The organism is Hydrogenophaga soli (assembly GCF_054777695.1).
Window position 1 is genome coordinate 108999 of sequence record NZ_BAAHAK010000001.1, and the last position, 18209, is coordinate 127207.

16 protein-coding genes are annotated in these 18209 nt (G+C 66.4%); 4 read left to right on the forward strand and 12 right to left on the reverse strand.

The window, feature by feature from the left end; translation table 11 throughout:
• Positions 1–317: 317 nt before the first annotated feature.
• The 4 genes from nirB to ACYVB7_RS00470 all read right to left on the reverse strand — a co-directional run bounded on the left by nirB (position 318) and on the right by ACYVB7_RS00470 (position 5984).
• Complete coding sequence (gene nirB, locus ACYVB7_RS00455) at positions 318–2771, reverse strand: nitrite reductase large subunit NirB (RefSeq protein WP_460505102.1); 2454 nt, start codon at positions 2769–2771, stop codon at positions 318–320.
• Between the two features lie 80 nt (positions 2772–2851).
• Complete coding sequence (locus ACYVB7_RS00460; protein ID WP_460504561.1) at positions 2852–3679, reverse strand: ABC transporter ATP-binding protein; 828 nt, start codon at positions 3677–3679, stop codon at positions 2852–2854.
• Positions 3676–4635 carry an ABC transporter permease gene (gene ntrB / locus ACYVB7_RS00465; RefSeq protein ID WP_460504562.1) on the reverse strand — a complete coding sequence of 320 codons (960 nt, stop codon included), beginning with the start codon at positions 4633–4635 and terminating at the stop codon, positions 3676–3678. Before ntrB ends, ACYVB7_RS00460 begins: the two co-directional genes overlap by 4 nt.
• Positions 4636–4646: 11 nt before the next feature.
• Complete coding sequence (locus ACYVB7_RS00470; RefSeq protein ID WP_460504563.1) at positions 4647–5984, reverse strand: CmpA/NrtA family ABC transporter substrate-binding protein; 1338 nt, start codon at positions 5982–5984, stop codon at positions 4647–4649.
• A gap of 374 nt (positions 5985–6358) precedes the next feature.
• Between ACYVB7_RS00470 and ACYVB7_RS00475 the strand changes: the two genes are divergently transcribed.
• Complete coding sequence (locus ACYVB7_RS00475) at positions 6359–6571, forward strand: hypothetical protein (protein WP_460504564.1); 213 nt, start codon at positions 6359–6361, stop codon at positions 6569–6571.
• Between the two features lie 25 nt (positions 6572–6596).
• Here the strand turns inward: ACYVB7_RS00475 and ACYVB7_RS00480 are convergent, their stop codons facing one another.
• Positions 6597–7922, reverse strand: a complete 1326-nt coding sequence (locus ACYVB7_RS00480) for a nitrate- and nitrite sensing domain-containing protein (RefSeq protein ID WP_460504565.1) — start codon at positions 7920–7922, stop codon at positions 6597–6599.
• 61 nt (positions 7923–7983) lie between these two features.
• Between ACYVB7_RS00480 and ACYVB7_RS00485 the strand changes: the two genes are divergently transcribed.
• Positions 7984–8661 carry a DUF2238 domain-containing protein gene (locus ACYVB7_RS00485; RefSeq protein WP_460504566.1) on the forward strand — a complete coding sequence of 226 codons (678 nt, stop codon included), beginning with the start codon at positions 7984–7986 and terminating at the stop codon, positions 8659–8661.
• Positions 8642–9730 carry a tRNA (adenosine(37)-N6)-threonylcarbamoyltransferase complex transferase subunit TsaD gene (gene tsaD, locus ACYVB7_RS00490; RefSeq protein WP_460504567.1) on the forward strand — a complete coding sequence of 363 codons (1089 nt, stop codon included), beginning with the start codon at positions 8642–8644 and terminating at the stop codon, positions 9728–9730. The genes ACYVB7_RS00485 and tsaD overlap by 20 nt, the downstream gene beginning before the upstream one ends.
• A gap of 204 nt (positions 9731–9934) precedes the next feature.
• Here tsaD and ACYVB7_RS00495 read toward each other — a convergent pair whose 3' ends face one another.
• The 5 genes from ACYVB7_RS00495 to ACYVB7_RS00515 all read right to left on the reverse strand — a co-directional run bounded on the left by ACYVB7_RS00495 (position 9935) and on the right by ACYVB7_RS00515 (position 14424).
• A complete protein-coding gene (locus ACYVB7_RS00495) occupies positions 9935–10798 on the reverse strand; it encodes an FRG domain-containing protein (RefSeq protein ID WP_460504568.1) in 864 nt (287 codons plus the stop codon).
• Between the two features lie 16 nt (positions 10799–10814).
• Positions 10815–11570, reverse strand: a complete 756-nt coding sequence (locus ACYVB7_RS00500; protein WP_460504569.1) for a sulfite exporter TauE/SafE family protein — start codon at positions 11568–11570, stop codon at positions 10815–10817.
• Between the two features lie 24 nt (positions 11571–11594).
• Positions 11595–13223, reverse strand: a complete 1629-nt coding sequence (gene nadB, locus ACYVB7_RS00505; RefSeq protein ID WP_460505103.1) for an L-aspartate oxidase — start codon at positions 13221–13223, stop codon at positions 11595–11597.
• A gap of 53 nt (positions 13224–13276) precedes the next feature.
• A complete protein-coding gene (locus tag ACYVB7_RS00510; RefSeq protein ID WP_460504570.1) occupies positions 13277–13912 on the reverse strand; it encodes a LysE family translocator in 636 nt (211 codons plus the stop codon).
• 185 nt (positions 13913–14097) lie between these two features.
• The gene (locus ACYVB7_RS00515; protein ID WP_460504571.1) at positions 14098–14424 is read right to left on the reverse strand and encodes a response regulator transcription factor; all 327 of its coding nucleotides are present in this window, start codon (positions 14422–14424) and stop codon (positions 14098–14100) included.
• 141 nt (positions 14425–14565) lie between these two features.
• Here ACYVB7_RS00515 and ACYVB7_RS00520 point away from each other — a divergent pair, with 141 nt between their 5' ends.
• Positions 14566–15954 (forward strand): branched-chain amino acid ABC transporter substrate-binding protein, encoded by a 1389-nt coding sequence (locus tag ACYVB7_RS00520; RefSeq protein WP_460504572.1) that lies wholly within the window; start codon positions 14566–14568, stop codon positions 15952–15954.
• Between the two features lie 9 nt (positions 15955–15963).
• Here ACYVB7_RS00520 and ACYVB7_RS00525 read toward each other — a convergent pair whose 3' ends face one another.
• The gene (locus ACYVB7_RS00525) at positions 15964–17508 is read right to left on the reverse strand and encodes a methyl-accepting chemotaxis protein (RefSeq protein WP_460504573.1); all 1545 of its coding nucleotides are present in this window, start codon (positions 17506–17508) and stop codon (positions 15964–15966) included.
• 57 nt (positions 17509–17565) lie between these two features.
• On the reverse strand, positions 17566–18021 hold the full coding sequence (locus ACYVB7_RS00530; RefSeq protein ID WP_460504574.1) for a cache domain-containing protein: 456 nt from the start codon (positions 18019–18021) through the stop codon (positions 17566–17568).
• Positions 18022–18209 lie beyond the last annotated feature (188 nt).

The following is an 18209-nucleotide window of genomic DNA, read 5'->3' on the forward strand; positions in this document are numbered from 1 at the left end:
CGGGTGTTCCACGCCCTCGCGCACCCACCCAGCCGCTGGCGTGGCGGGGCGCAGGGTTTGGGGGCGGGGCGACTTGGTCCGGGGCGAGGCGCGCAGGCCGTGGGGCGGGTGCGCGGCAGCGCACTTCCATGTCTGACTTCGCCGCGGCTGTTTGAACGCAGCGCCCGCCGGGCGCGGAGTGAGTTCCGCGGCGACGCCCCAGGGCCGAGCACCGCAGCGCAGTCCGCGCAGCGGACCCCGGGCCAGGAGCGCCGCCCCCAAACCCTGCGCCCCGCCACGCTGGCCAATGTCGCCACGCAAACCCACGCCAGGATGTTTCATGCCACCCTCACCGGCGCGAACTGCCGCAAATCCACCCGCGCCTTGTCGAACTCGAACCAGGGGTCGGGCTCGCCGTCCAGCGCGAACTGCAACTGCGCCCACAGCGCCTTGCGGCCTTCGGCGTCGTCGAGGATGCGTTTTTTCACGTGGTCCAGCCCCACGCGGTTGACGTAGTGCACCGTGCGCTCCAGGTACCAGCCTTCCAGGCGGTAGAGCTGCATGAAGGCGCCGGTGTACTCCATCACCTCTTCGGCGGTCTTGAGCTTGGCGAAGAAGTGCGCCACCTCGGTCTTGATGCCGCCGTTGCCGGCCACGTACATCTCCCAGCCGCTGTCCACGCCGATGATGCCCACGTCCTTGATGCCCGATTCCGCGCAGTTGCGCGGGCAGCCGCTGACGGCGAACTTGACCTTGTGCGGCGCGTACATGCCAAAAAAGGCGCGCTCCAGGTCCTTGCCCATCTGGGTGCTGTCTTGTGTGCCCATGCGGCACCACTCGCTGCCCACACAGGTCTTGACGGTGCGCAGCGCCTTGGCGTAGGCATGGCCGCTGGGCATGCCGATGTCTTTCCAGACGTTGACCAGGTCTTCCTTCTTCACGCCCAGCAGGTCGATGCGTTGGCCGCCGGTCACCTTGACGGTGGGGATCTGGTACTTGTCCACCACGTCGGCAATGCGGCGCAGCTCGGCGGCGCTGGTTTCGCCGCCCCACATGCGGGGAATGACGCTGTAGGTGCCGTCTTTCTGAATGTTGGCGTGGCTGCGCTCGTTGATGAAGCGGCTTTGCGGGTCGTCCAGCGCCTCCTTGGGCCAGGTGCTCAGAAGATAGTAGTTGATGGCCGGGCGGCAGGTGGCGCACCCATTGGGCGTGCGCCACTCCAGCGCCTGGAACACGTCGTTCAGCGTGAGCAGCTTGCTGCCGTCGGGCCGCACGGTGGCGATGGCGTCGCGCACCGCCTGGTGGCCGTGGCTGGTGCAGCCGCACAGGGGCTTGAGCTTGGGGGTGGCCGAGTAGTCGCCCCCGGCGGTGAACATCAGGATCTGCTCCACCAGCCCGGTGCAGCTGCCGCAGCTGGCGCTGGCCTTGGTGTGTTTGCGCACCTCGTCCAGGGTGAACAGGCCTTTGTCCTTGATGGCCTTGCAAATCGCGCCTTTGGTCACGCCGTTGCAGCCGCACACCTCGTCGGTGTCGGCTAGTGAGCCCGCCTTGTTCTGGCCCTGGTGGCCGGTGTCGCCCAGGCTGGATTCGCCAAACATGAGCTTGTCGCGGATGTCGGCCACGGGCCGGCCGTCGCGCAGCAGCTTGAAGTACCAGCTGCCGTCCACGGTGTCGCCATACAGGCAGGCACCCACCAGCTTGTCGTCTTGCAGCACCAGCTTCTTGTAGACACCGCCCACGGGGTCGGACAGCAGGATGGTTTCGGTGCCTTCGCCGCCCATGAAGTTGCCCGCGCTGAACAGGTCGATGCCCGTCACCTTGAGCTTGGTGGACACCTGGCTGCCGGTGTAGCGGGCAATGCCGTACTGCGCCAGGTGGTTGGCCAGCACCTTGCCCTGCTCGAACAGCGGGGCCACCAGCCCGTAGGCGATGCCGCGGTGGGCGGCGCATTCACCCACGGCGTAGATGCGCGGGTCGGTCACGGTCTGCAGCGTGTCGGTGACCACGATGCCGCGGTTGACGTGCAGGCGCATGCGCTCGGCCAGCGCGGTGTTGGGGCGGATGCCCACGGCCATGACCACCAGTTGGGTGGGCATTTCCAGCTCCGGTGCGGTGCCTGGTTTGAAGCGGATGGCGGCCACCCGGCCGTCTTCTCCCCCCACCAGTGCCTCGGTCTGGGCCCCCAGCAGGAACTTCATGCCCCGCGCCTCCAGCGACTGCTGCAGCAGGTCGGCGGCGGTCTTGTCCAGCTGGCGCTCCATCAGCCATGGGGCCACGTGCACCACGGTCACATCCATGCCGCGTTTCATCAGGCCGTTGGCGGCTTCCAGGCCCAGCAGGCCGCCGCCGATCACCACCGCCTGCTGGTGCTGCGCGGCGGCGTCGATCATGGCCTGGGTGTCGGCAATGTCGCGGTAGGCCAGCACCCCGGCCAGCTCCTTGCCCGGCACGGGCAGCATGAAGGCGTTGGAGCCGGTGGCCAGGATGAGCCGGTCATACGCCACCGACTGGGTGGCCCCGTCCGGCCCGCTGGCGTGCACCACGCGGCGGGTGCGGTCCACGTCGGTCACCGTCCAGCCCGCGTGCAGGGTGATGTGGTGCTGCTCGTACCACGCCCAGTCGTTCAGGACGATTTCCTCCAGCGTCTGTTCGCCCGCCAGCACCGGCGACAGCATGATGCGGTTGTAGTTGGGGTGCGGCTCGGCCCCGAAGACGGTGATGTCGTACAGGTCGGGGGCCAGCTTCAGCAGCTCTTCCAGCGCACGCACACCGGCCATGCCGTTGCCCACCATCACCAGCTGTTGCCGGGCGGGGGCCGTGGCTGTGGGGGAGGCGTCGTGCAAGGCGGCGGCACCGGGGGTGGACAGGTCGGTCATGCGGCCTCCTTTTCCACGTGGGCCTGGCGGGTGTAGAGGAAGTCGATGACGGCCTTGCGGTAGCCCAGGTAGTCGGGGCTGTCGGCCAGGGCCACGCGGCTGCGGGGGCGGGGCAGGTCCACGTGCAGCACCTCGCCGATGGTGGCTGCCGGACCATTGGTCATCATCACGATCTTGTCGGACAGCAGCACCGCCTCGTCCACGTCGTGCGTCACCATCACCACCGTGCTTTGGGTGCGGGCCACGATGTCCAGCAGCTCGTCTTGCAGCTTGGCGCGGGTGAGGGCGTCCAGTGCGCCAAAGGGCTCGTCCATCAGCAGCACCTTGGGCTCCATGGCCAGGGCGCGGGCAATGCCCACGCGCTGCTTCATGCCGCCGCTGATTTCGCCGGGGCGTTTTTGCGCCGCGTGGGTCAGGCCCACCAGGGCCAGAGCGGCGTCGGTGCGGGCCATCAGCTGGGCCTTGGTCTCGGCGGGCGCGCCGGGGTTGCGTTGGCCGAACACCCGCTCCACGCCCAGGTAGACGTTGTCAAAACAGGTCAGCCAGGGCAGCAGCGAGTGGTTCTGGAACACCACCGCCCGCTCAGGGCCGGGGCCGGCAATCTCGCGGTTGGCGCACAGCAGCGTGCCGGAGGTGGGGGTGGTGAGTCCGGCAATCAGGTTGAGCAGGGTGGACTTGCCGCAGCCCGAGTGGCCGATGAGGGCCACGAATTCGCCCTTGGCAATGCTCAGGTCGATGTCGCGCAGGGCGGTGAACGGGCCTTTCTTGGTCTTGAAGGTCTGGCCCACGCCCTGGATTTCGATGTACTTGCTGGGGTTGTTCATGATTTCACCTCGTCGAACGTGAAGGCCGAAGCCAGCTTGATGAGCGCAAACTCCAGCACCAGGCCGACGATGCCGATGACGAAGATGGCCACGATGATGTTTTTGACGTTCAGGTTGTTCCACTCGTCCCACACCCAAAAGCCGATGCCCACGCCGCCGGTCAGCATTTCGGCGGCCACGATCACCAGCCACGCCGTGCCCACGGCCAGACGCACCCCGGTCAGCATGTAGGGCAGCACGGCGGGGAACAAAATCTTGGTGAGCACCTTCCATTCGCTGAGGTTGAGCACCCGGGCCACGTTCAGGTAGTCCTGCGGCACGCGCTGCACGCCCACCGCGGTGTTGATGACCATGGGCCAGATAGAGCAGATGAAGATGGTCCAGATGGCCGCCGGGTTGGCCCCCTTGAACACCAGCAACCCGATGGGCAGCCAGGCCAGCGGTGACACCGGGCGCAGCAGGCTGATGATGGGATTGCACATGCGGCTCAAAAACTCAAAGCGCCCAATGGCAAACCCCGCCGGAATGCCCACCAGTGCCGCCAGCCCGAAGCCCACGGCCACGCGCTGCAGCGACTGCAACACGTTCCAGCCCACGCCCTGGTCGTTGGGGCCGTTGCGGTAGAACGGGTCGGCAAACACCTGCACCGCTTGGCCCCAGGTTTCCAGCGGGCTGGGGATGGCGCTGCCGGTGCTGATGGACACCAGCGCCCACAGGCCCACCAGCAGGCCCAGGCCCATGAGCGGGGGGAGGATGCGCAGGGCCAGCTCGCGCCCGTCAAAGCGCGAGGGGGTGGCGCGAGTGGTGCTGGCCACAGGCTTCAAGCTTTTTTGGCCTTCTGCGCTTTTAATAGTTGGTGTGTGTGCTACTGAATTCATTGCATTGGGGGGCTTGGGGTGGCCGGTGGAAGGGACAGCAGCCCCCTCCAGCGGCCCGTGGAACACGGCGCTGACCATGGTGTTTCTCCTCAGACCTTGACCTTGAAGCCGTCGGCGTACTTGGCGGGGTCCTTGCCGTCCCACACCACGCCGTCCACCAGCTTGTGGCTGCGCATGTCGCTCTTGGGCAGCGGGGTCTTGCTGGCGGCGGCGGCGTCCTTGTACAGGTCGATCTGGTTGATGGCCTTGGCCACACCCAGGTAGTCGGGGTGGTCCTTCAGCAGGCCCCAGCGCTTGTGCTGGGTCAGGAACCACATGCCGTCGCTCAGGTAGGGGAAGTTCACCGCGCCGTCGTTGTAGAACTTCATGTGGTTGGGGTCGTCCCAGGTCTTGCCCAGGCCGTTCTGGTAGCGGCCCAGGATGCGCTGGTTGATGGCGTCCACCCCGGTGTTGACATAGGCCTTGTCGGCGATGGTTTCGGCCATCTTCAGCTTGTTCTGCAAGCCCGCGTCGATCCACTTGCCCGCTTCCAGGATGGCGGCGGTCACCGCACGGCAGGTGTTGGGGTACTTTTTGGCGTATTCACCCGTGGCGCCCAGCACCTTTTCGGGGTGGTCTTGCCAGATGTCCTGGGTGGTGGTGCCGGTGATGCCGATGCCGTCCATGATGGCGCGGTGGCCCCAGGGCTCGCCCACGCAGTAGCCGTCCATGTTGCCCACGCGCATGTTGGCCACCATTTGCGGCGGGGGCACGGTGATGATCTTGGCGTCCTTCATGGGGTGGATGCCATGGGTGGCCAGCCAGTAGTACAGCCACATGGCGTGGGTGCCGGTGGGGAAGGTCTGGGCAAAGGTGTATTCGCGCTTGTCGCTCTGCATCAGCTTGGCCAGGCTGGCCCCGTCCACCGCGCCCTTGTCGGCCAGCTTCTTGCTGAGGGTGATGGCCTGGCCGTTGTGGTTGAGCGTCATCAGCACGGCCATGTCTTTCTTGGGGCCGCTCACGCCCAGGTGCACGCCGTAGACCAGGCCGTACAACACATGGGCAAAGTCCAGCTCGCCGTTGACCAGCTTGTCGCGCACGCCGGGCCAGCTGGCCTCCTTGCTGGGGATGATCTTCACGCCGTACTTCTGGTCAATGCCCAGCACGCTGGCCATGACCACGCTGGCGCAGTCGGTCAGGGGGATGAAGCCGATCTTCACTTCCTTCTTCTCGGGCGCATCCGAGCCCGCGGCCCACACCGGCTGGTAACCCAGGCCGCCAAACAGTGCCCCCCCGGCCACGGCAGCGCCTTGTTTGAGCAGGCTGCGGCGGCTGGCGCTGGCCGGGGCGGTGTCTGCTGTCTGGGCTGCTGCGGTTGCGGGTTGGCCCAGGGGGCGTGCGGTGTCCGCTGCTGCGGCAGGGGGCAGGGGGCTGGTCGTGGGGCGCATGGTCAACTCCTGGAACAAAAAACCGGGGCCGGAAAAACAAAAACGGCGTCCATCACCCCGACCGCTGAAGGCCGGGGGATGGACGCCGTTGTCCGTTTTCCCCACCGTGCACCGCCATTGGTGCGCGGTGGGGTTGCTTCAGCACAAGCAGGTTGCGTGCCAGCCCGTGGGGATGGGGGTTTGGGCCGGTTTTCGGGCCATCGCGGCCACGGGCATGCTGCGTTGTTGTGCATGCCCGGGGCCGCGTGGGGCGTGTGTGTGCATGGGGTGCACGGCTTGGGTGCGCTCCACGCCCGTGCGGACGGAACGGGAGGCCGGGTGAAGGGCGGGATATAAAAAGCGCTTTCCAAAGCGTTTTCGGTCTGGAGGCCCCCATGCGTTCACCGTTCAAATCCCTGCCCTTGCTGGCCTTGGCCGCCTCCCTGCTGGCCGGGTGCGGGGCCGATGTGGCCAGCACCGCGGCCACTTCCGCCCAGTTGCAAGCGCAACAGGCCCAGCAGGCCAAGGCGCAGATGGACAAGGTTCAAAAAGACCTGAACCAGGCGTTGCAGGCCGGGCAGGCGCGCAACGCGGCGGCGGATCAGTGAGGCTTGCGCCGCGGTGGCAAGCCGCTCAGCCCGCGGCGGGCGGCAGCACGTCGGCCATGGACAGCAGGGCGTCGGCCACGTCCACCAGGCGGCGGTTCTGGCTCATGGCGGTTTGACGCAGGAAGCGGTGGGCGTCTTCTTCGCTCAGGCGGCGGTGGGCCATCAGCACGCCCTTGGCACGTTCAATCAGTTTGCGTTCGTTCAAGCTGGCGCGCACGGTGTCCAGCTCGGCTTCCATGGCTTGCAGCCGTTGCGATTGCTCGTGCACCAGGTCCAGGATGGAGCGCTCCACCTCGTGCCGCGGGTGGGGGGTGTGGGGGTTGGCCTCGCCCGCAAACGGCGCGGGCTCCAGCGCAGGGGTGGCGGCGAAGAAGGCCAGGGCTGAGGCGGTGGGCTGGTCTTCGCCCTGGCCCTGGGCCCAGCGTTGCAGGCGCTCCAACTCCTGCTGGGCCAGGGTCATGCGCTGTTGGCACAGGGCGACCAGCTCTTGTGTGAGCCGGTCTTCCACCACCTTCAGGTCGTCGATGCGGGCGGTGCAGCAGTCAAACCAGGTGGTGTTGAGTTCGGGGTCCAGCGCCGAACCGTCGGGGGCGGCCAGGGCTTGTTGGCGCAGGTGCTCCAGCTCGGTCTGGTGGCGGGTGTGGGCCGGGCGGGCGGTGAGTTGAAGCACCGCGGGCGGGGCAAAGTCGGCAAACACGCGCAGGCACTTGTCTTGCAGTTCGATGAGGTGCTGCAGCCGCTGATGGGTGTCGGCATCGGCCTGGCCGCTGGCCCACATGGCGGTGCCCACGGCACGCTCCTGCCCGGCCCATTCCTTGCCCTGCATGTGGTTGAACAGGGCCACCAGCAGGCGGGAGATGGCGGGGTCGGCGGCGCTGTCGGCGGCTTCGAACACCACGGCCAGCAGCCCGGCAATCAGTTTGATGTAGGCCTCGGTGGTCTGACGGTGGTGCAGCTGGCGCTGGCTGATGAGCGAGCGCAGCTGCGGCAGCGCATCCAGCCCCTGCAGGGCGTAGGCCATGCGGGCGTACAGGCGGGCGCTCTGGGCCAGTTGCGCGGCCTGGGCCGCGGGCGTGGCGTCAAACGCCTGGCGCACCTGGGCCTCAAGCGTCAGGCAGTGCTGGGCCTGGGTGGTCCATGGCAGGTGGGCGGGGTCGTCCAGGCTGTCGGTGGCCGGGGTGTGCGGCGGGTGGTGCAGGGCCAGGTAGCGGTTGGCCAGCCCCCGCTCGCGTTGCAGACCGTGCACCAGGTCGCCGACAGCGTCCACCAGCGCAGCGGTGCGGGCCAGGCGCTCCAGCTCGGCCATTTCGGCCCGCCGGGCGGCCTGGAGGAAGCAAAGGGCGGTTTTCATGGGTGGGCAAGCATACGCAATCGGCAGGGCGACAATCCGGGTTCAAAAGGAGTGCTGAGCCATGCATGCCCCCACTGCAACCCCTGTGCCAGAGACCTGTTCACCCCGCGGCCTGGCGGTGTTGCTGGCAACGCTGTGCGCTTTGCTGGCCTGGTCGGGTTGGCAGCCGTACGACCGCGCCACCTGGGTCATGGAGGTGGCCCCCATTTTTGTGGCAGTGCCGGTGATGGTGGCCACACACGGGCGTTTTCCGCTCACGCGGTTGCTGTACGCCCTGATCTGGCTGCATGCCGTGGTGCTGCTGGTGGGCGGGGCCTACACCTACGCCCGGGTGCCGCTGGGGTTCTGGATGGCCGATGTGCTGGGCCTGCACCGCAACCCCTACGACAAGATCGGGCACTTCATGCAGGGTTTTGTGCCCGCCCTGGTGGCCCGCGAGCTGCTGCTGCGCGGCGGGCATGTGGTGGGGCGGCGCATGTTGGCGTTTCTGGTGGTGTGTGTGGTGCTGGCCATCAGCGCCAGTTACGAACTGATTGAGTGGGGCGCGGCCCTGGCCCTGGGGCAGGGCGCGGACGAATTCCTGGGCACACAGGGCGACCCGTGGGACACCCAGTCGGACATGTTGTTTGCCTTGATCGGCGGTTGCACGGCCCTGCTGACGCTGGGGCGGTGGCACGACGCGCAGCTGCGCCTGCCCGGGCCGACTACACTCCCGCGCCATGTTGATCCTGGGCATTGAATCCTCGTGTGACGAAACCGGCGTGGCGCTGGTGGACGCCAGCACCCCCGTTCCCCGCCTGCTGGCGCACGCGTTGCACAGCCAGATTGCCATGCACCAGGCCTATGGCGGCGTGGTGCCCGAGCTGGCCAGCCGCGACCACATCCGCCGCGTGCTGCCGCTGACCGACGAGGTGCTGGCGCAGGCCGGCTGCCGCATCACCGATGTGGACGCCGTGGCCTACACCCGCGGCCCCGGGCTGGCCGGGGCGCTGCTGGTGGGCGCGGGCGTGGCCGTGTCGCTGGGCGTGGCGCTGGGCAAACCCACCTGGCCGGTGCACCACCTGGAGGGGCATTTGCTGTCGCCCTTCCTCAGCGCCGATCCGCCGACCTTCCCCTTTGTGGCCCTGCTGGTGTCCGGCGGGCACACGCAGCTGATGCGGGTGGACGGCGTGGGCCGCTACACCCTGCTGGGCGAAACCATCGACGACGCGGCGGGTGAGGCTTTTGACAAGTCCGCCAAGCTGCTGGGCCTGCCCTATCCCGGTGGCCCCCACCTGGCCCAACTGGCCGAGCAGGGCCGCGCCGATGCCTACGCCTTCCCGCGCCCGCTGCTGCACGGCGGACATGGCTACGGCGAGCTGGATTTTTCGTTCGCGGGCCTCAAGACCGCGGTGCTCACCCAGGTCAAGCGCCTGCTGGGGCAGGATTTGGCGGGCACGCTGGCCGCCGACGCGGCGTTGGCCCTGCCCGACGCGCTGCGGGCCGACGTGGCCGCCAGCGCCCAGGCGGCCATTGTGGAGGTGCTGCTGAAAAAGTCCCTCAAGGCCCTGAAGCAGACCGGCCTGAAACGCCTGGTGGTGGCCGGTGGCGTGGGGGCCAACCGGGCGCTGCGCCAGCAGCTGGACGCCGCCTGCCAAGCCCAGGGCGTGCGGGTGCACTACCCCGAGCTGCACCTGTGCACCGACAACGGCGCCATGATCGCCATGGCCGCCGCGCTGCGGCACCGGGCCGGCTTGCAGCCGCCCCTGCAGGCCCCCGGCAGCTTCGAGGTGCGGCCCCGCTGGCCGCTGGATCAGCTGGACGCCTGATCAGGCTGTCGTCAAAAATTCAGTGCTTTTTTGCCATGTAGCGCTTTCGCCAAAAGCGAGAGCAGCTACTTTTTTTGCAGAAGGACCGTTTGCATGAAGCGCCCATCGGAAGCGTCGTGTCGGTGATCAATCCCGGCTGTCGGCGTGGGGCTGTGGCTCTCACCTGACCGCTGAAACGACCCATTTTTCAGCGTTGCCTTCGGTTCAATCGCGCGCGGCGTAGTGGCGTCGCAACCAGGCGCACAGGCCGTCCAGACCCGGAAAAAGCACCCGCTCGTTGACGTTGGCTTGGTCCAGCTTGTCACGGATCTCCCACTTTAAGGCCGCCGGGATGATGATCTTTTTGTAAACCGGGGCCATGCCCTCGGATTGCCCAGCCTGCATGCCCGCCAGCACGTCTGACAGCTTGGCGGTGGGTTCACGGCTGGCGGGGGCTTGGCCCGTGTTGCCTGGGCGTGACAGCACAGAGAACAGCGCCACTTGGTTGACGATGCGTTCGTCCAACGACGGAGGCTCCAGAAAGATCAGAAACGGCTGCTCTTGCAGCGCGTCAAACCGCGCCAGCGTGGGCACCAGCTGGTCCAGCAGCTCCACCGAGAACACGTTTTTGCGCAGGCCCTGTAAGGTGTCGCGCAGCGCCAGGGGCAGGTGCAGATTGGTTTGGCCGTAGTCCACGCGCCAGACCACGCCGTCGGTCACCGGCCCACCCGCACCCACGTCGCGGGTGGTGAAGTGCAGCGCCACGTAGGGCGAATAGGTCCAGTCCAGCAGCCGGGTGGGCAGGCCGTGGTGCTGGGCCAGGGCCAACCAGTTCCACAGCGAATCGCCCGTGCGCCCTTCGAGGGGCGCGTACTGGCGGCCGTATTGCCGAAAGTTTTTCAGCAGCAGCGGTTCCACATCGGCCCAGTGTGGTCCCAGCTGTTGCAGGCCGGGCTGCAAGTGGTCGTCTTGGCTGCTGCGGCCGCGAAAGGCGTGGAGTGGCCGGTGGCGCTGTAGCTGAGGGTTCCAGCCGTGGTCGTACAAGGCGTCCATCAGCTCGGTCCAGCTGTTCACGGTGGTCTGAGTCAAACGGGTTCTCCTGTCATCAGCGTAGCAGCATGACCGCCCCCCCCAGCAGCAAGAACAGGCAAAACAGCTGCGTGAGCCGCTGTTCGCTGATGCGGTGGGCCCAGCGCACCCCCAAAGACACGCTGGCCAACCCCCCCACCGCCAGCAACACCCCCGAGACCCAGTTGACCTGTGCACTGGCGGCGTACTGCAGCAAGCTGATGCTACAGCCGGGCAAGGCCAGCGCCAGCCCCAGGCCCTGGGCGCGCACCTGCGATTGGCCAAAGAACCGCACCAACAGCGGCACGGCCAGCATCGCGCCCCCCACGCCAAACAGGCCCAGCGTCAAGCCCCCCACCAAGCCTGGCACCACTGCCCAGTACCAGGCGGCAGCGGGGCGGTCTGGCGGTGCCTTGCGGCGTGCCATCAGCGCCACCAGTGCTGCCAACAGCACCAAAAAGCCACCATACAGGTGTTGCAGCACCGGGCCGGGCAGGGTCAGCGCCCAGGCAGCACTGAAGGCGGTGCTCAGGCAGCCGCTCAGCGCCAGTGTGCTGGCCAGCTTCAGGTCAAGGCCGCTCAGGCCCCGGTACTTCAGCAAACCCTTGAACACGTTGCTCACCACCATGACCAAGGCGGTGCCCTGGGCCAGCTTTTGCCCAAACCCCAGCCACAGCACCAACACCGGGATGGCAAAGGTGCCACCACCTGTGCCCAGCAGCCCGGCCATCACCCCCAACACCAAGCCCAGCACCAGGGTACCGGCACCGGCCAACCAGTCAACGGCGTTCATGGTTTGTTCCTTCGCGCCGCGCCGTCATGCGGCTTCCAGTTCACGGTCCAGGGCGGGTGCCGGGACATCACTGGCCGTCACTGTGTCGGACTGTGCAGGCACCAGCACGGTGGCTTGGGGCGGTGTGGTAGGGGCGGGGCAGTCTTCGTTGAAATGGCAGCCCAGGCTGTGGCGGCGCAGCAAGGCGCAGCGCACGATCAGGCCAGCGGTGGTCAGCAGGCTCCGCAGCTCCAGCAAGGCACGCTCGGGCAGGGCGTCGGCGTAGGCCAGGCGGGTTTCTTCGGCCAACCAGGTCACGCGGCGCTGGGCGGCACGCAGGCTGGCGTCGTGGCGCACGATGCCCACGTAGTCCCACATCACCCGTTGCAGTTCGGTGCGGGTCTGGGTGATGGCGGTGCGTTCCCGGTCGGTCAGCCGCCGCACGCTGGGCCACGACGCGGGGGCCGCCACGGCGTCAGGCGCGGCCCAGGGCTGTCGAGCGATGTCTTGGGCGGCGGCCCGCGCCATCACCACGCATTCCAGCAGCGAGTTGGAGGCCAAGCGGTTGGCACCGTGCAGACCCGAGCAAGCGGTTTCTCCCAGCGCGTAGAGCTGGGCCACGTCGGTTCGGCCTCTCACGTCGGTGAGCACGCCGCCACAGGTGTAGTGCGATGCCGGCGCCACCGGAATGGGGTCGCGCGTGATGTCGATGCCCCGCTCCAGGCATGTTTTGTGGATGTTTGGAAAATGCGCCTTTACAAATTCAGGGGACTGATGGCTGATATCCAAAAATACCGCAGGAATATTCAGTCGCTGCATTTCTGAATAAATGGCCCGCGACACCACGTCGCGTGGTGCCAATTCCAGGCGCGGGTCGTGACGGGCCATGAAGCGTTCGCCATCGGGTAGGCGCAAATACCCGCCTTCGCCGCGCACCGCCTCGGTGATCAGGAAGGGCGTGCCCTGTGGGTACACCATGCAGGTGGGGTGAAACTGCAAAAACTCCAGGTTGGCGACCCGGCAACCCAGGTCCCAGGCCAGGGCCATGCCGTCGCCGGTGGAACTGCCCGGTGCCGTGGCGTGCTGGAACACCTGGCCTGCCCCGCCCGTGGCCAGCAAGGTGACCTGGGCCCGCACCAGCCGGGGTTGGGCCTGCTCGCCCGGCGGCAGCAGCCAAGCCCCGGTGCAGCGTTTCGGCTGGCCGCTGGCCTGTAGTTGCACCACGGTGTGGTGCTCCAGCAGGCGGATGCGTGGGTGGTTGCACACCCGCTCCAACAGCGTGGTCTGGATGGCCCGGCCGGTCATGTCGTCCACATGCAAGATGCGGCGCTCACTGTGGCCGCCTTCACGTGTCAGGTGGTAGCGCCCGTCTTCGTGGTTGAAGGGAACGCCCTGCGCAATCAGCCAATCTGCGGCGGCTCGGCCCTGCGACACGATGAAGCGGGTGGCCCGCTCGTCGTTGAGGTAAGCACCGGCCAGCAAGGTGTCTTGCACATGGCATTCCTCGGAATCGGGTGCCTCGAACACGGCGGAGATGCCCCCCTGGGCCTGCCACGACGCCGAAGTTTGCAAGCTGCCTTTGCACACAAGCAGCACCTCGTGTGCATCGGCCAGCGACAACGCGGCCGTCAAGCCCGCCAAACCACTGCCAATGATGAGTATGGGGGTTTGCAGGGTGTCTGAATTTTGAAAGGTATGTGACATGGGTATGAGTTGCGGGGGGGAGATCAAATTGATCGAAAAGCGGCCACCAGCAGCCGAAGGCCCAGCAGGGTCATGACGACTGCTGCGATGCGGTCAATGGTGGGTTTGTGCGCCAGATAGGCGCTTCTGGGGGCGTGAGACGACAGCACGAATGCCACCACCACGTACCAGCCAGATTCGAGCAGAAAGACCAGCGCCACCACGCTGGCCGAGAGACTGAACGAGATTTCGTGCGGCAGGAGTGCCGCGAAGATCACGCCGTACTGGACGGCTGCTTTCGGATTGCTGAGCATGGTCACGAAGGCGAGTCCAAAAGACTGTTTTTCGTTGCGTGGGCCGCTGTTCCCTTCGCTGCTCAATGCCAGTGGTGTGCTGGCGGACTGCCAGATTTTCGATGCCAGGTACAGCAGGTAACAACCGCCAAAAACCTGCAGTGCCATGGTCAGCCATGCAGAACTTGAGAGCACCGCATGCAGGCCGACGAGGGCGATGAGGGCGAGCAGCGCTGCCGCCGCACCCATGCCCAACGCTGCGGCCATGCCGGCGCGGCGCGAGCTGGCGACGGATGTCTGTGCAACCATCAAAAAGCTGGGGCCCGGGCTGATGACTCCGGCTGCCAACGCACCGAGCAGTGTGCTGATCACAAGCAAATTGTTCATGTCCGCGCTTCGCCCCAAGTGCCAAAGGTCACCAGCGTCCGCACCACGCCCAAGGCGGAAACAACCAGCGCCGCAAAAGACACGGGCCATTGCGCCGAGTGGGCTTGGTGAACCACTTACCTGAACAATTTCATGCCGCCAGTGTGGCGTTGGCGGCTTGTGTGGGCAATCCTGCAGATGTAGCCCTACACCTGTAGCCCTGCATGTGTAGGGGACTGATGCGCCTCTGCGCTGGCTGTTGGCTGTCCGTGCTGCATGGCCAATTGCGTCCGAGTGACACAGCCTGTGCGCTGCAGCATGGATGAAATGTGGTCGCGCACGGTGTGGGGGCTGATGCCCAGAACGGACGCCATGGTTTTGTTGTTCAGGCCTTGTGACAGCAGGCGCAGAACATCGTGTTCCCTACGGGTGAAATGCATGGTTTTTCTTTGAGCGAATCCGGCAGAAGCCGACTGCAAATGAACAAACGGTGAAGGGGCACGAATGTGCCGTGTTTCAGCGGTTTGCACCATCCCTCAAATGGGGGAGGCTGAGAAGGCAAAATCCGCGGACTCTGGAGTGGCGCTGATGCGCTATTTTTGTAAGCTTTTTTGCCATGTAGCGCTTTTTCCATAAGCGTGAGCAGCTACTTTTTTTGTAGAAAGACCGTTTGCATGAAGAACCCATTGGGAGCGTCCTCGTCTGTGATCAACCCCGGCCGTCGGCGTTGGGCGGCGGCCCTGTCGGCCCTGGCCCCGCTGGCGGCGCTGGCCCCCTGGGCGGCCCTGCACCTGCCTGCGCAGGCCCAGGGCGAAGGGGCGGCGCTGCCGCCCCTTCGCGTGGCGCTGATCGAAGGCTTGTCTGGCCCGTTTGCCAACACCGGCGAGGCGGTGTTCCGCAACCTGCTGTGGGCGGTGGAGCGGGTCAACGCCCGCGGCGGCATTGCGTGGGGCCATGGCCGTCGCCTGCTGGCGCTGGAACGTTACGACAGCAAGGGCCAGAACGAGGAAGCGCTGTCGGCGCTGCGTTCGGCCATCGACAGCGGCATCCAGGTGGTGATGCAGGGCAACTCGTCGGCCACGGCGGCGGCGCTGATCGATGCCATTGGCAAGCACAACGAGCGCGAGCCCGCTCGGCAGGTGCTGTTCCTCAACTACGCGGCGGTGGAGCCCAGCCTCACCAACGACAAATGCAGCTTCTGGCACTTCCGCTTCGACGCCCATGCCGACATGCGCATGACCGCGCTGATGAGCGTGCTCAAGGACGACAAGGCGGTGCAGAGCATCTACCTCATCGGGCAGGACTACAGCTTTGGTCAGGCCGTGCTGCGCGAAGCCAAGCGCCAGCTGGCCGACCTGCGCCCCGACGTGCGGGTGGTGGGCGACGAGCTGCACCCCATGGCCCGCATCAAGGACTTTTTGCCCTACGCCACCAAGATCAAGGCCAGCGGTGCCCAGGCGGTGCTCACGGGCAACTGGGGCAACGACCTGACGCTGCTGGTCAAGGCCGCCCGCGACGTGGGGTTTGAAGGCAAGTTCTACACCTTCTACGGCAATGCGCTGGGCGCACCCGCGGCCATTGGCGAAGCCGGGGTGGGCAAGGTGGTGGCGGTGGCCGAGTGGTTCCCCAACGTGGAGGGGGCTGAGTCCGCCGGGTTCTACCAGTCCTTCCGCCAGCGCTTTCCCAAGCCGGAGGACGACTACGTGCACGTGCGCATGCAGCTGATGGTGGAGGCCCTGGCCCAGGCGCTGGAGGCCAGCGGCCCGCAGCAGTTGGCCCGCGCCGCCCAGGTGGGCCTGGCCCCCAAGGCGGCCACGCTGGACGTGGTGGCCCTGGCCCGGGCGATGGAAAGTGCCCACGTCAGCATGGCCGGGCAAAGCGGGCGCATGCGGGCGGCGGACCACCAGTTCCAGCAACCGCTGGTGGTGGCCGTCATGGGCAAACAAGGCCAGCCCGGCGTGCGGTTTGACGTGGAAGGCTCGGGCTACGGCTTCAAGCCGCTGCGCGTGGTGAGCGCCAGCCAGGCCGAACAGGCCCACAGCTGCAAGATGGTCCGCCCCTGAGGGCGGTGCTCAGGACAGCTTGAAGCGGCTGACCACCTGAGACAGGTGCTCCACCTCGCCCCGCAGCGCCATGGCGGCGGCGGTGGCCTGTTGCACCAGCCCGGCGTTTTGCTGGGTGGACGAGTCCATGTGGGCAATGGCCTGGTTGACCTGCTCGATGCCCGTGCGCTGCTCGCTGCTGGCGGCGGTGATGGCGCCCACGATGTCGGTCACCCGGCGGATGCTGCCCACCACCTGTTCCATGGTGCGCCCGGCGTCTTCCACCAGCTTGGCACCGGCTTCGACCTTGTCCACCGAGTCGTCGATCAGCCCCTTGATTTCCTTGGCGGCCTGCGCACTGCGCTGGGCCAGGCCCCGCACTTCCGAGGCCACCACCGCAAAACCGCGCCCTTGCTCTCCGGCGCGGGCAGCCTCCACCGCGGCGTTGAGGGCCAGGATGTTGGTCTGGAAGGCAATACCGTCAATGACACCGATGATGTCCGCCACCTTGCGTGACGAGGTGTGGATGGAACCCATGGTGTGTACCACCTGTTCCACCACTTCGCCACCCTGGGTGGCCACCTGGGCCGCCTCCTGGGCCAACTGGTTGGCCTGTTGGGCGTTGTCGGCGTTTTGTTTGACCGAGCCCGTCAGCTCTTCCATGGAGGCGGCGGTCTGCTCCAGCGAGCTGGCCTGCTGCTCGGTGCGCCCCGACAGGTCCTGGTTGCCGGAGGCAATTTCGTTGGACGCGGTGGCAATGGTGTCTGTGCCGTTGCGCACCTGCTGCACCGTGTGCAGCAGGCTGGCGTTCATGTCCTTGAGGGCCTGCATCAGCTCGCCGGTTTCATCGGACGAGCCCACCACGATGTGGCCCGACAAATCCCCGCCCGCCACGGTGCGGGCCACGGCCACGGCCTGGCCCAACGGCCCGGTGATGCTGCGGGTGATGGCCCAGGCCAGGGCACTGCCCACGGCCACGGCCAGCGCGGCCCCCAGGTACAGCAGCACGCTCAGGCGTTGCGCCGACGCGGCCGCGGCGGTCATGACCGCCTGCTGGGCGTTGTTCTGCAAGCTCACCAGCTTGTTGATTTCTTCCAGCACCTGGCGGTAGAGCGGGTCCACCTTGGTGGCGATGATCTCGGCCATGCCCTCGGTGTTGAACGCCAGCGCCTGGGCGATGGCTTCGGTGGACGGGGTTTCCATGCTCTGGTTCAGCTGGGAGAGTTGGTCGAAGATCTTCTTTTCTTCGTCGGTGGTGCCCATGGCCATCAGCTGGTCGCGGGCCTGTGCAAAGCCCTTGCGGTGGTTGCGCAGGCGTTCTTCTTCGCGGTTCATGGCGGCCACATCGGCCTGCAGCCCAATGCTGCGCAGGGCAATCACGCCTTCCAGCAGTTCGCTTTTCAGGGTGGAGGTCAGTTCCACCTTGGTCTTGGCCGCCTCCAGGTTGTCAAACAGTTGCTGGCGGTTGTGGGCGCTGCTGAGGTTGTCGGTCAGCACCACGGTGACCAACAGCGCCAGGATGATGCCAAAACCCGCCTTCAGGCGGGTTCCAATGCGAATGTTCTGCAAGTTCATGGATGTCCCTCCCCGCTGTGGGCGCACCTCCCGGCAGGCCCACAGGGTATCGCTGGTTTACTTGTAGATGCCGACGCCGATCAGGACGTCTTCCACCTTTTCCACATAGGTGGACTTGGGCTCCACGGCCTTGGTGGTGGCGTTGGGCCACTTGTAGTCGAACCAGCCGCCGCCTTTCTTGGCCGTGTCGATCAGGCCCTTGACGATGAAGACACCATCGGCGTCCTTGATTTCCAGCAGGTTCTTGCCGATCAGCTTGGGGTTGGAGCCATGGGCCTTGTTGTTGCCCTCCATGTCGTACACCATGACGTACAGGTCACGGTCCACAAACGCGCCTTTCTGGTTGCTGAACTCGGCAAAGGCCTTGTCCTTGCCGTTGGCCTTGACGTAGGCCACCGCCTTCTTGACCATGGCCATGGCTTCGTCGGCCGAGCCTTTGTCAGCCGCCCAGGCCGTGCTTGACAGCATGAGCGCCGTCACCACCAGCATGAGGTATTTGATGAGTGTTTTCATGGTGGATGAATCCCTTGAACATGGATTGAACAAACCCTTTTGATGCGGGGTGCAAAAAAGGGGCAGGCCTGGACGCCGTGCACGGCATCCGAAGGACGCCAGGGCATCCTAAGTGAGGTGTATACCCGACTGATTGAGTCAAATCAAAGACTGGGTGGGCACGGGGGTGCCCTGGCCGGGGCGGGCAG

What these genes read in the sequence shown, in the direction of transcription:
- nirB (WP_460505102.1), bottom strand. Translation starts at nt 2,771, where the DNA reads ATGGTGGGCAACGGCATGGCCGGTGTGCGTGCGCTGGAAGAGCTGCTG.
- ACYVB7_RS00460 (WP_460504561.1), bottom strand. Translation starts at nt 3,679, where the DNA reads ATGAACAACCCCAGCAAGTACATCGAAATCCAGGGCGTGGGCCAGACC.
- ntrB (WP_460504562.1), bottom strand. Translation starts at nt 4,635, where the DNA reads ATGGTCAGCGCCGTGTTCCACGGGCCGCTGGAGGGGGCTGCTGTCCCT.
- ACYVB7_RS00470 (WP_460504563.1), bottom strand. Translation starts at nt 5,984, where the DNA reads ATGCGCCCCACGACCAGCCCCCTGCCCCCTGCCGCAGCAGCGGACACC.
- ACYVB7_RS00475 (WP_460504564.1), top strand. Translation starts at nt 6,359, where the DNA reads ATGCGTTCACCGTTCAAATCCCTGCCCTTGCTGGCCTTGGCCGCCTCC.
- ACYVB7_RS00480 (WP_460504565.1), bottom strand. Translation starts at nt 7,922, where the DNA reads ATGAAAACCGCCCTTTGCTTCCTCCAGGCCGCCCGGCGGGCCGAAATG.
- ACYVB7_RS00485 (WP_460504566.1), top strand. Translation starts at nt 7,984, where the DNA reads ATGCATGCCCCCACTGCAACCCCTGTGCCAGAGACCTGTTCACCCCGC.
- tsaD (WP_460504567.1), top strand. Translation starts at nt 8,642, where the DNA reads ATGTTGATCCTGGGCATTGAATCCTCGTGTGACGAAACCGGCGTGGCG.
- ACYVB7_RS00500 (WP_460504569.1), bottom strand. Translation starts at nt 11,570, where the DNA reads ATGAACGCCGTTGACTGGTTGGCCGGTGCCGGTACCCTGGTGCTGGGC.
- ACYVB7_RS00510 (WP_460504570.1), bottom strand. Translation starts at nt 13,912, where the DNA reads ATGAACAATTTGCTTGTGATCAGCACACTGCTCGGTGCGTTGGCAGCC.
- ACYVB7_RS00515 (WP_460504571.1), bottom strand. Translation starts at nt 14,424, where the DNA reads ATGGTGCAAACCGCTGAAACACGGCACATTCGTGCCCCTTCACCGTTT.
- ACYVB7_RS00520 (WP_460504572.1), top strand. Translation starts at nt 14,566, where the DNA reads ATGAAGAACCCATTGGGAGCGTCCTCGTCTGTGATCAACCCCGGCCGT.
- ACYVB7_RS00525 (WP_460504573.1), bottom strand. Translation starts at nt 17,508, where the DNA reads ATGAACTTGCAGAACATTCGCATTGGAACCCGCCTGAAGGCGGGTTTT.
- ACYVB7_RS00530 (WP_460504574.1), bottom strand. Translation starts at nt 18,021, where the DNA reads ATGAAAACACTCATCAAATACCTCATGCTGGTGGTGACGGCGCTCATG.